Raw genomic sequence first — 12,636 nt, forward strand, 5'->3', positions numbered from 1 at the left:
TATAACCTGGTGTTATAGCTTTCTATTGTTCTATGTTTTTTCATTATTTTAGTCCTATAAAAGCTATTTGTCTAGTATTTTTTTCTAGGAATACATAATTTTCTCACTGCCAAACATTTTCGCCAGTACCGTTGATAAAATACCGGTATAAATAAGGTTGCTGACAAGACATGCCACAATATTGATTCCGCTGTAGGAGAAATCAAAAATTCCGGTCATGCCCTGCACACTGTTATAGAAAGGAATCAGATACCAGTAAAATTCCTTCGATGCTCCGCTTCCAAGCATGGATGTAATGGAAATTACCATTACCACAACCATCAGCGGCATAATCATAGAACCGGCTTCCTTTACTGTCTTTGCAAATGCTGAAATTACAGCTAATGCTCCAACCAGTACCAATACTGTGGTAAGAATCACCAGCAATAAAAGGATATAATCGGTGACGCTGTATACGCTGGCATCCATTGCATTGGATTCTGTTCCCATTAATTTTGGAAGGGATAACATGGTACCCACAAAACTGGAAATTCCACTTAAAAGTCCGATAATGCCAAGGCTGATGATTTTTCCCATAGCAAGCTGCCCACGTTTCATCGGTGTTACCAATAAGGTAGCAATGGTTCCTCTCTCCTTTTCCCCTGCTATGGATTCCGGTGCAATTGCCATACATCCTGAGAAGAGGAATATCATAAGCAGCATTGGAAGCATCATGGAGAAAATCTGTCCGGTGCTGTCTTCCTTGCTGGCAAGGTCATATTCTGTGTCCCCGCTGTTGACATCAAACTTGTTTGCCATAGAAGCTTCATATCCATCTAATACTGCAGTCATAATCTGGTAACATGCTGTGGATTCGGTATCTGCAGAATTATAATATAAGGCTACCTGCGGAGCCGGTGTAGCTGCTGCCATACTGTCATATGCCTGCACATCCGCTTCAAAATTCTCTGGAAATACCATCAGAAGTTCGGCATCTTTATCAGTTACTGCCTGCTTCATATCCTCTTCGCTGATGCCATCTCTGTCTAAATATTCCAATTTAATATCACTGCCCTTTATCATGGAAGAAACAGTAGATGGCATATTTTCTGCATAAATACGGTAAGTATAATCCTCATCTGCTTCGAATCTGGAGGTCAGTCCACTTCCCATGAAGCTGTACATGATATAAATCAGTAAGCCCGGCATTAAAATAGTCGTAAATACCATTCTCTTATCCCCGAAGAAGCGGGCAAGTTCTTTCTTTATAATTGTCATAAGATTGTTTCTCATTCTGCTTCACCTACCGTTTCTTCATAGATTTCAAAGAATCTGTCTTCTAATGATTTGCCATTTTTCACTGCCTCTAATGTATCGCAGATAATCATTTCTCCCTTGATGATAATTCCGACTCTGTCACAGATTTTCTCAATCAGGCTGAAAATGTGGGTAGAAACGATGATGCTCTTTCCTTCTTTCTTAAGCTCTAACAGGAAATCCGTTACTACTTTGGCTGTCAGAACATCAAGGCCGTTGGTCGGTTCATCAAAGATAATGATTTCCGGGTCATGGACTAAGGAAATAACCAAAGAAACCTTCTGTTTCATACCGGTAGACATATCCTTTACTTTCACTTCTGCAAACTGTGTGATGCCGAAGCGGTCAAAAAGTCTCTTCTTTCTTTCATCCCGGACAGCCGGCTCTACTCCATATAAATCCGAAAAGAAATTATATAAATAATTTGGTGTAAAAAAGCCCTCTAATTTCAGTTCACTGGTCAGAAAGCCGATCTTGCCACGTACTTCTTCCGGTGCATTAACAATACTGCTGCCATCTAAAACAGCATCTCCAGAATCCGGTTTAATCAGTGTTGCCAGCATACGAAGTGTGGTTGTCTTTCCGGCTCCGTTTGGTCCAAGCAGTCCAAACACCTCTCCCCGATAAGAAGTAAATGATAAATCATGCACTGCAATTCGCTTCTTCTCATTGGTTTTCTCAATCTTTTGTTGTTTCTGGGATAATGTAAAGGTCTTATTGAGACCCTTTACCTTCATAATCTCCTCCATAACTTCTCCTTTCAGTTATCGTCTTGATTGTACTATTGTATTATTACACTTGTGTATCTGTGCGTCAAGCACTATTTTTTTCAACGGTTAGTGCTTTCCTTTTACTTTCCGGTATTTCCAGGTAAATGAAGCAAAAAGCACTGAACAGATTTGATTCTCCATTCAATGCTTCTTATGTTCTTCTTAAAAATTCTCAAAATTATGCTGCAGATAATCCTCTAAATCCTGATAGTCATCCGGTGCTTTCATTTCACCATCAAACTGATATTCATAACGTCTTAGGAATTCATCCGGCCCACTGGTTCTGCCTGCTGCATGAATAATCAAAAGCCAGTACGTTACAAATGCAAGTATACCAACTACAGCTGTTACAATACCTGCAACTGCCATTCCAGGGTTCTGTTTTTGTTTCACCAGATGTATAATTCCAAAAACAATTGCCAGAATTGCAGTTATAATATTGATTCCGGTGCAAAATAATACCAGTGAAATCAGCCCCAACACCATGGATGCAACTGCGAAACCTTTTCCCGGCTCCTCTTTCCGGTTATCTGCCGGACGCTGATTGTAATTTGGCGGGTACGGATTCCCATACTGCGGATTCTGGTTCTGATTCGGCGGGTATGGATTCCCATACTGCGGATTCTGGTTCTGATTCGGCGGGTATGGATTCCCATACTGCGGATTCTGATTTTGATTCAACGGATATGGATTCCTGTTATCTGGATACATTCTGCTTCACCAATTCCTTTTTAATAATAGTAGCTATATCCCAAAGAACTTAATGATACTGCACCAACGATGTACAGGATAAGTACCAGCACCAGAAGTGCAATGGTAATAATACTGCAGACAATACCTGCTGTTGCCATTGGGGAATGCTCGTTTTTCTTATTATAAAGAATGCCAAGGATTAATCCTACAATTGCACAAGGAAGTCCTACAATCCAGAAACAGATTGCCGGGATGGATACAATTCCCAGTACCATGGATGCAATTGCCATTCCTTTTCCGGATGAAGCCGGCTGGTTGTAACCATACTGTGTCTGGTCGAAGATTCCATATGCCTGCTGCTGTGGCTGCTGATAAGTTCCATATCCCTGCTGGGACTGGTCATAACCATAGTTCTGCTGTGCATACTGCTGATTCTGGTTATAAGCCTGCTGGTCATAATTCTGCTGTGGCTGTTCATATGCCTGCTGTGGCTGGCTATATGTCTGCTGTGGCTGACTATATGTCTGCTGTGGCTGGCTATATGTCTGCTCATTCGTTCCATTTTCAGTGTTGAAATTTTCTTCACTCATTATAATACATCCTCCATTAGTATAAAATATTTTCTCCCATTTATTGTAACAAATGCCTACCCCCATTACAAGAAAAATAAATGAAATTATAAAATTTTTATAAATTTTTTCTCATATATTTTATCATAAACTTTGCAAATCCGAAAAAAATGGTTATAATGAAGCATATTTATACTCATTACTTGCTTTTTTGTAAGTAAAAGTCTATAATTCATCTGACAAGACACCTGTATTTACAGATGTAAAAGAAAGGAATATCACATATGAGTACATTAAATTTGACATTGTTGACTGATCTTTATGAGATGACAATGATGCAGGGATACTTTAAAACCGGCAACCGTGATGTGGCTGTTTTTGACGCTTTTTACCGCACCAATCCATGTGATGGCGGTTATGCAGTCTGCGCGGGATTAGACCAGATGATTGACTATATCAAGAATCTTCATTTTGACGAAGAGGATATTTCCTATTTAAGAAGTTTATCCATCTTTGATGAAGACTTTTTAACTTATTTAAGTAACTTTAAATTCTCCGGTGATATCTATGCAATTCCGGAAGGAACTCTGATTTTTCCAAGAGAGCCTCTTGTAAAAGTGATTGCTCCGATTATGGAAGCCCAGTTAATCGAAACTGCAGTCTTAAATATCATCAACCACCAGAGCCTGATTGCCACCAAGGCTGCCCGCGTATGCTATGCTGCCCAGGGCGATGGCGTCATGGAATTTGGGTTAAGACGCGCCCAGGGTCCTGATTCCGGAACCTACGGTGCCAGAGCTGCTGTTATCGGCGGCTGTAAAGGTACCTCCAACGTACTTGCCGGTCAGATGTTTGACGTCCCGATACTTGGAACCCACGCCCATAGCTGGATTATGAGTTTCCCGGATGAATATACCGCCTTCAAGAAATATGCAGAGCTTTATCCATCTGCCTGCATCCTTCTTGTCGATACCTATGATACTTTAAAATCCGGTATGCCAAATGCCATCAAGGTATTTAAAGAAATGAGAGATGCCGGCATTCCGCTTACCTACTACGGAATCCGTATGGACAGTGGCGACCTTGCTTATCTTTCCAAGAAAGTCCGCAAAATGTTAGATGATGCCGGATTCCCGGACGCAGTTATCTCCGCTTCCAATGATCTGGATGAGTATCTGATTGAGAGCTTAAAGATTCAGGGGGCTACCATTACTTCCTGGGGTGTTGGAACCAACTTAATTACTTCCAAAGACAATCCTGCTTTCGGCGGTGTATACAAGCTGGCTGCTATCCAGAATGAAGCCGGTGAATTCATTCCAAAGATTAAGCTTTCCGAAAATGTGGAAAAAGTTACAAATCCTGGCAATAAAACTGTTTATCGTATTTATGATAAAGAAACCGGTAAGATTAAGGCTGACCTTATCTGTCTGGTGGGCGAAGTCTTTGATGAATCCAAGGACATGAAGCTCTTTGACCCGAACGCCCCATGGAAGAAAACAACTCTTCCTGGTGGAAGCTATACGCTGCGTGAACTTCTTGTTCCGGTTTTCCAGAAGGGCGAATGTGTTTACGAATCTCCAAGTGTTATGGATATTCAGCGTTACTGCACCAGAGAAAAAGATACCATCTGGGATGAGACAAAACGTTTCGTAAATCCACAGGAAATCTACGTTGATTTATCCGACAAATTATATGAAATGAAAACTGCTCTCTTAAATAAAGAGCATATGTAACTACAAGAAACACTCTTTGCGAGCATGCAATTTTTCTCGTTACTCGCGTAAAAAAGAAACCGCCTTTACCGTTTTTTCCGGCATAAGGTGGTTTCTTTATATAAGCAATAATGCCCTCTGTTGTTTTTCTTTTCTACAAACCTACGCTCGTTTATTCACATTTTTTCTTTCAGCTTAGTTAAATCCGACAATCTTCTGGGTCAGCTTATATGCTGCAACAGAAATCTTTCTTCCACCCTTACCCGGAAGATTCATGGACTGTCCTAAAATCCCCCTTCTTAAATGATGGAAAAGACGAAGATCATAACCTTTGATATAAGACCACAGTTCCCGTTTCTTCATGAGATTTTCTTCTGTCTCGGAACGCAGGCAAAGTACTGTTGATACTACAGTAATAATTTCAAGGTAATTAAACATATATTTTCTTAATTTTGGGTTTGCAATTTTCCACAAATTCACTTCTTCTATCATCAGTTTATTTACCTTAATCTGCTGATCAATTCTTCCAATCATAACCTTTTCATTGACAGACTGGTCTTCCCTTCCGATAAAATAACGATAGAAATCCACATTCATATAATACATGGTCTTTACATATGGCAACGGATTGTATACAAAAAGATTATCCACATAGAAGGTGTGTCTTGGCAGCTCAAGTCCGCAATCCCTTAATAACTGAGTACGGTAAATAACGGAATGCATCAGAATATAATGCCCCTTGCTGATATGCCTTACATCAGACCAGGTAAAGACTTCATTTTCCGGGAACATTCTGGTATATTTCATTACTTTTTTATGCTCTGCGCCCTGCTTCTCATATACGAAATTGCTGATAAACATATCAAGAGTAGTACTTCCGCCCACAAGTTCCCGTAATTTAGCAAGAATCTTGTGATAGCTCTCTTCATCTACCCAGTCATCACTGTCTACCACTTTAAAATACAGTCCGGTTGCATTGGCAATACCGGTATTTACAGCTGCACCGTGTCCACCATTTTCCTGATGGATTGCCTTAATAATAGTAGGATATTTCTTCTGATAACGGTCAGCAATCTCTGCTGTTGCATCCTTTGAGCCGTCATCTACGATTAAAATCTCCACATCTTCTCCACCTGTCAGCAGTGTTTCAATACAATGTTCCATATAATCCTGTGAATTGTAACATGGAATGGTTACTGATAATAATTTCATTCTTTTTCTCCAATCGTTTTTCGAAACATTTTATTTTAAAAGTTCTTTGGTAAGTTCTAATGCTTTCTCTGTCATGGCATCAATATTATAATATTTGTATTCTGCCAGTCTTCCCAAAAGATGCATATTCGGATATTTTCCGGTCAGTGCTTTATATTTTTCATATAATGACTGATTTTCTTCATTTAAAATGGCATAATAAGGAATCTCTCCTTCTGCTCCACTGTATGCAAATGGATATTCCTTTACAATCGTGGTTCCATCTGCCTGCTGCCCGGTCAGATACTTAAACTCCGTAATTCTGGTATAATCCTCGCTTACCGTATAATTTACAACACTGTGTCCCTGATAATCCGGTTTGTCATAATATTCAAAATCAAAGCGGAGTGAACGATATGGCAGCCTTCCATAACAGCATGCAAACAACTCATCCAGTGCTCCGGTATAAATGACATTTCCTTCGAATTTCTTTCCATCAAAATAAATGCCGTCCTCTGTAAATTCCAGTACCTCTCCGGCATCTACACCAGTCCTCACCTCAATATCCGGATGGTCTAACATCTTTTCGAACATTGCGGTATAACCTTCCTTTGGCATACCCTGATATTTATCCTGGAAATATCTGTTATCATAAGAAATCAGCACCGGCACACGTCCTGTTACTTCCGGGCTTATCTCCTCTGGTTTCTGCCCCCACTGCTTCATCGTATAATAAAGGAAAACATTTTCGTATACATAATCCGCAATCTTCCGGATATCTGCATCTTCATTTTCCCGTAATTTCATAATCGGAACCCGGCTTCCCTCTCCGTATGCGGCAATCAGCTTCTGCTCTAACCGGTCTGCCTGCTCTTTCCCATAAACCATATGTAAAGTATTCAGGTTAAATGGTACCGGAATCAGTGTCCCATGCACATTTGCTACTACCTCATGACCAAAGAAATACCAGTCTGTAAATCTTGACAGATACTGATATACTTCTTCCTTATTTGTATGAAAAATATGTGGACCATATTCATGTATTACAATTCCATGGTCATCCGGTCTGTCATAACAGTTTCCTGCAATATGATTTCTCCGTTCCAATAAAAGAACCTTCTGCTTTCCTTCTTCTGCCAGCTTTCTTGCTGCCACACTGCCGGCGATTCCGGCTCCGATTACAATGCTGTCGTACATTTCTGTTCTCCTTCCCCCTTGGTAATCCTCATTCAATTATACACATTTGTCATTTGTTTTCCAATTCATTTTTTCTTAGGATTTCTTTAAGGCACTTCGTTTACAATTTATTCATATTTTATTTACAGCCTTCTAACAATCCGGGCATATTGTTTTCACATTCTGCTTTTATACTATAACTAAGCTGAGAAAGAAAAAAGCGATAATTTTATTTTTTCATAGACCTTGCATCAGATGCAAGGTTCCTCCCAAAAAATAGTGTTTTTAACACTTACCATAAAAAATCTTTTTCATATGAAAGGCCGGTGATAATCACCGGCTCCCTCTTTTTTCTATGGCTTTTCTGCTATTCTTCCTTATATCTGTCATTTCCAAGACGAATGTTCATATATCCCGTGTATCTGGAAAATGCTGCCGGAATCGGATACTGTTCTTCCGTTTCTTTCACATCCACAAAGAGCATATTCTGATACTCCTGCTCTGTCTCATCAATCTGCACTGCATATCCTGTCATATGCCATTCAATATGGGAAAAAATATGCCTGCTGTCTTCTAATTTTTTCAAACGAATCGGTGACAACCCCATTTTCTTAAGATAGGTAATAACTTCCTCTTCCTTAAGATGCCCTTCCACATTTGGAAATTCATAGAGTCCAGCTAAAAGTCCCTTGTTGGCCCGTTTATGCAAAAGGACCTTATCCTCTGCCTTTATAACAAGAACTGTTCTGTCCTCTATCCTTCTTGCCTTCGCCTTGCTCTTTACCGGAAGTTCTCTCCAGCGTCCACTCTTTTGTGCCCGGCAGACTTCTTTCCAAGGACATGCTTCGCATAAAGGTGCCCCATTCGGCAGACATACCGTTGCACCAAGCTCCATCAGTGCCTGGTTAAAAGCTCCCGCCCTGTTTTCCGGCATAATTTCCAATAAGTCCTTCTCCATTGCCGTCCGCACAGATGCTTTCATGATATCCGCATCATCCTCTGTTACCCGGGATATGACACGGAGCACATTTCCATCCACCGCCGGTACCGGAATGCCAAATGCGATAGATGCGATGGCACCTGCCGTATAATGACCAATTCCTTTCAACTTTATCAGTGCCTCATAATCTGCCGGAAGCTCTCCATGATAATTCTCCATGACCGTCTGTGCCGCAATCTGCATATTTCTCACCCGGTTGTAGTATCCAAGTCCTTCCCAGAGTTTCAAAAGCTTCTCCTCCGGGCAGTCTGAAAGTGCTGCCACATCCGGCAGCTCCTTTAAAAACCGGTCAAAATATGGTTTTACCGCTTCCACTCTGGTCTGCTGCAGCATAATTTCAGACACCCACACCCGGTATGGGGTCGGCTCATTGCGCCAGGGCAACACTCTGGCATGGTCTTTAAACCAATTTAATAATGGTTCTATCAGGGTTGTCAGGTCAAATGGTTCTCTCATGGTTCCTCTTTCTAATTCTATTTCGTGGTTATTGCTAATATTCCGGCAGTCCGGGTATCTTATCAACAATACCATCTACTCACGTAAATCAAATGCATCACATAATAATTTTCCAATTATTAGAACTGTGCTACGAATTCAGCAATTTTCTCCAGACAGGCACGAATGACATCCTGCGAATATGCATAGGAGCATCGTACAAAGCCTTCTCCGCATGTACCGAAGGCATTTCCCGGGATAACGGCTACCTTCTGTTCCTGCAACAGGCGGTTACAGAATTCTTCACTGGTAAGTCCTGTTTTTCGAATGTCCGGAAATACATAGAATGCGCCTTCCGGTTCTGCTACGGATAATCCCATCTTACGGAATCCCTCTACCATCAGTGTTCTTCTGGCATCATACTCTTCCCGCATGACTGCAATCTCTTCATCTCTCACCGGACTGGTCAATGCTTCCAATGCCGCATACTGGCTGGTGGTTCCTGCTGACATAGTTGTAAACTGATGTATTTTATTCATATGGAAAATAACATCCTTTGGTCCTGCTGCAATTCCCATACGCCATCCGGTCATGGCAAATGCTTTGGAAAATCCGTTTAATACAACGCAGCGCTCATACATGCCCGGAAGGGATGCGATGGAAACATGTTTCTTTCCATAGGTTAATTCTGCATAGATTTCATCGGTAATCACGAACAAATCATGTTCCTTTACCACTTCTGCGATTGCCTCTAAATCTTCCTTTTCCATAATGGCTCCGGTCGGATTGTTCGGATAGGAAATCAGTAAGACTTTGGATTTCTCCGTTATCTTTTCCTCTAACTGTTCTCTGGTCAGACGGAATTTATTCTCCGCTCTTAATTTTAATGATACCGGAACACCGCCACATAATTCAATACATGGAATATAGGAAACGTAGGAAGGTTCTGCCACTAAGACTTCCTCCCCCGGATTCACCAGTGTCCGAAGAGCTAAATCAATTCCTTCGCTGGCTCCCATGGTAATCAGTATTTCGTCCTGTTTATCATAATGCAAATCAAATTTTGTCAGATAATCCGCTGCCGCTGCACGCAGCTCTACCGTTCCGCGGTTATCGGTGTATTTGGTATCCCCCTTTTTTATAGAAGCAATCGCTGCCTCTCTTACATGCTCCGGTGTCGGGAAATCCGGTTCGCCTACACCCAGTGAAAGTGCGCCTTCCATGGTATTTGCCACATCAAAAAAATCCTTGATTCCGGAATCCGGCATATCCTGTACGGTTTTTGATAAGTATGATTTTGTATCTTTCATTTTCATTGACCTCTCTTTGTACAAGTCCTGTCATGTAATTACGCAATTATTTTTTAGAAGCAGTGGTTTTCGAATTTTAAGCAGCTTTTCTATAAGATTTTTTGTTGAAAGCAGAATGTATACAATTCTTAAAAGTGCTTTTTTCTTATTGTTGTCTGTTTTGCCGCCTGCTTTGACCGGATGCCTTCCAGGGTCCGCCTGTTACGGATATCTAAGGCACCTTTAAGCAGCTCTAGGCATTTCTGCTTATAAAGCTGTTTTTCCGGCAACCGGCGCATAGTCACATCCGTGCTCCAATGCGCCTTCCTGGCACATCCATGTGCCAGGATTGCCAGTTGACAAAAGAAATGCCAAGAGCTGCTAGCAAGGCACCTAAATGATATCCGTATTCAGGCGAACCCTAGAAGGCATACTGTCAAACATTGGAAAAACAGGCATTATCCCAAGAGAAAAAAGCGCTTTTGTAGAATTGTGGCATTCTGATTTCTAAAAAGACTATAGAAAAGCTGCTTAAAATTCCAAAAATCCGCTTCCTCACAAAAACCATTGCGTAATCACATGACAAGTCTTTTCCTATTGTAGCACAATCCCTGTAAAATACCAGTTTTTATTGACAAATCCCACCAAAAGTTATACCATTATAAGTATTGAAACATTGTTAATAATTTATCAATCAGGAGGGTCCTATTTCATGAACAACTTAACTTTAACAGTTGAAAACGAAATTGCAGTTCTTACTATTACCAGACCTGCAGCATTAAACGCATTGAATTCCGAAACATTGGATGAACTGAACACTGTTCTTACCGAAATCGAGGGAAGAGACGATATCAAAGTCGTTATCTTAACCGGTGGTGCTGATAAGAAAGGTAACGAATTCAAATCTTTCGTTGCTGGTGCTGACATCGCTGAGATGGTTAACTTCTCTGCTGCTGAAGCAAGAGCATTCGGTATGAAAGCTTCTGTTCCATTCTTTAAATTAATGAATATGAGACAGGTAACTATTGCTGCTGTTAATGGATTCGCTTTAGGTGGCGGATGCGAAATTTCTATGGCGTGTGATATCCGTATTGCTTCTGACAACGCAGTATTCGGACAGCCTGAGTGTGGTCTTGGAATCATCCCAGGATTCGGTGGTACACAGAGACTTGCCCGTCTTGTTGGCATGGGACGTGCAAAAGAAATGATCTTCACCTGCGATAACATCGATGCAAACGAAGCATACCGCATCGGACTTGTAAACAAAGTTGTTGCAAAAGAAGAATTAATGCCAACCGCAAAGGCTATGGCAGAGAAAATTATCTCTAAAGGAAGCTATGCAGTATCTATCGCAAAGGCTGCTATCAACAACGGATATGATATGGATATCAAGAACGCTGTTGAAATGGAAGCCAACCTGTTTGGCGTAACCTGCTCTACCCATGATAAAAAAGAAGGCATGAGTGCTTTCTTAGAGAGAAGAGCTGCTGACTTAACAGATTTCTAATCAAACTTATACTTAGACAATACCAAAGGGGATATTCCGGCAGCATCTGGAATATCCCCTTTCATAAAAGGAGAATGCATCATGTTAGATAAAAAAATTGGTTTTATCGGAAGCGGTAATATGGGTCGTGCCATGATTGGCGGAATTATCTCTTCCGGTCTGGTTCCTGCCAGCCACCTGATTGCCAGTGCGAAAACCCAGGTCACACTGGATACACTTTCTGAGCAGTATGGTATCCGCACCACCTTAGACAATGAGACTGTTGCTGTAGAATCCGATATCATTTTTCTTGCTGTAAAACCATATCTTTATGAAACAGTCATCAAAGAAATCAAAGACTGTGTAACCGATGACAAAATCATAGTTGCCATTGCTGCCGGCCAGACCATTTCACGGATTGAATCTTTATTCAGCAAAGATATTAAACTGGTTCGTACCATGCCAAATACACCGGCTATGGTTCAGGAAGCCATGTCTGCCATTACCCCAAATGAGCATATCACAGAAGAAGAAACCAAAATGGTTGTCTCTCTCTTTGAAAGCTTTGGTAAAGCAGAAATTGTACCGGAAAGTCTTATGGATGCCGTAGTCGGAGTCAGTGGTTCCTCACCGGCTTATGTCTATATGTTTATTGAAGCAATGGCTGACGCAGCTGTTAATGACGGTATGCCGCGTGCCCAGGCTTATAAATTTGCTGCCCAGTCCGTTCTTGGTGCAGCTAAAATGGTATTAGAGACCGGTAAACATCCGGGCGAATTAAAGGATGCAGTCTGCTCCCCGGCCGGAACTACCATTGCTGCTGTGGCTAAATTAGAGGAAGGCTCCTTCCGCAGCACCGTAATTGCTGCCCAGAATACCTGCTCTGAAAAATCCCGTGCCATGAGTAAACTCTCTGATTGATATTAAAGACATATAAGAAACCCCGGAAGAACTAATTTACTGATATGTACCCAGAATCCTGGACACATATTTATGAACTAGGCTGAACACATGGATGC

11 protein-coding genes are annotated in these 12,636 nt (G+C 41.2%); 3 read left to right on the top strand and 8 right to left on the bottom strand.

Annotation, left to right across the window (positions count from 1 at the left end; genetic code table 11):
- Positions 1-84 precede the first annotated feature (84 nt).
- The 4 genes from DWW33_RS08310 to DWW33_RS15975 all read right to left on the bottom strand — a co-directional run bounded on the left by DWW33_RS08310 (position 85) and on the right by DWW33_RS15975 (position 3,349).
- Entirely contained in the window at positions 85-1,272 is a 1,188-nt protein-coding gene (locus DWW33_RS08310) for an ABC transporter permease (protein WP_118639260.1), read from the bottom strand.
- Positions 1,269-2,045, bottom strand: a complete 777-nt coding sequence (locus tag DWW33_RS08315; RefSeq protein ID WP_117699085.1) for an ABC transporter ATP-binding protein — start codon at positions 2,043-2,045, stop codon at positions 1,269-1,271. Before DWW33_RS08315 ends, DWW33_RS08310 begins: the two co-directional genes overlap by 4 nt.
- 183 nt (positions 2,046-2,228) lie before the next feature.
- Complete coding sequence (locus DWW33_RS08320) at positions 2,229-2,777, bottom strand: DUF4190 domain-containing protein (RefSeq protein WP_117699086.1); 549 nt, start codon at positions 2,775-2,777, stop codon at positions 2,229-2,231.
- 20 nt (positions 2,778-2,797) lie between these two features.
- Positions 2,798-3,349 carry a DUF4190 domain-containing protein gene (locus DWW33_RS15975; protein ID WP_243088595.1) on the bottom strand — a complete coding sequence of 184 codons (552 nt, stop codon included), beginning with the start codon at positions 3,347-3,349 and terminating at the stop codon, positions 2,798-2,800.
- Positions 3,350-3,612: 263 nt separating this feature from the next.
- Here DWW33_RS15975 and DWW33_RS08330 point away from each other — a divergent pair, with 263 nt between their 5' ends.
- Positions 3,613-5,061: a nicotinate phosphoribosyltransferase gene (locus DWW33_RS08330; protein ID WP_118639261.1), complete on the top strand. Its 1,449-nt coding sequence runs from the start codon at positions 3,613-3,615 to the stop codon at positions 5,059-5,061.
- Between the two features lie 174 nt (positions 5,062-5,235).
- Here the strand turns inward: DWW33_RS08330 and DWW33_RS08335 are convergent, their stop codons facing one another.
- The 4 genes from DWW33_RS08335 to DWW33_RS08350 all read right to left on the bottom strand — a co-directional run bounded on the left by DWW33_RS08335 (position 5,236) and on the right by DWW33_RS08350 (position 10,152).
- Entirely contained in the window at positions 5,236-6,252 is a 1,017-nt protein-coding gene (locus DWW33_RS08335) for a glycosyltransferase family 2 protein (protein ID WP_117841703.1), read from the bottom strand.
- Between the two features lie 30 nt (positions 6,253-6,282).
- On the bottom strand, positions 6,283-7,428 hold the full coding sequence (glf, locus tag DWW33_RS08340; RefSeq protein WP_118639262.1) for a UDP-galactopyranose mutase: 1,146 nt from the start codon (positions 7,426-7,428) through the stop codon (positions 6,283-6,285).
- A gap of 346 nt (positions 7,429-7,774) precedes the next feature.
- Entirely contained in the window at positions 7,775-8,863 is a 1,089-nt protein-coding gene (gene mutY / locus DWW33_RS08345) for an A/G-specific adenine glycosylase (RefSeq protein WP_118639263.1), read from the bottom strand.
- A 119-nt stretch (positions 8,864-8,982) separates the two neighbouring features.
- Positions 8,983-10,152, bottom strand: coding sequence for a pyridoxal phosphate-dependent aminotransferase (locus DWW33_RS08350; protein WP_118087975.1), 1,170 nt, complete (start codon positions 10,150-10,152; stop codon positions 8,983-8,985).
- A gap of 691 nt (positions 10,153-10,843) precedes the next feature.
- Here DWW33_RS08350 and DWW33_RS08355 point away from each other — a divergent pair.
- Positions 10,844-11,638, top strand: coding sequence for an enoyl-CoA hydratase-related protein (locus DWW33_RS08355; protein WP_022243431.1), 795 nt, complete (start codon positions 10,844-10,846; stop codon positions 11,636-11,638).
- An 81-nt stretch (positions 11,639-11,719) separates the two neighbouring features.
- Positions 11,720-12,538 (top strand): pyrroline-5-carboxylate reductase, encoded by an 819-nt coding sequence (gene proC / locus DWW33_RS08360; RefSeq protein ID WP_118639264.1) that lies wholly within the window; start codon positions 11,720-11,722, stop codon positions 12,536-12,538.
- Positions 12,539-12,636: the final 98 nt, after the last annotated feature.

The organism is Roseburia sp. AF15-21, from assembly GCF_003479505.1.
Classification (GTDB): domain Bacteria; phylum Bacillota; class Clostridia; order Lachnospirales; family Lachnospiraceae; genus Roseburia_C; species Roseburia_C amylophila.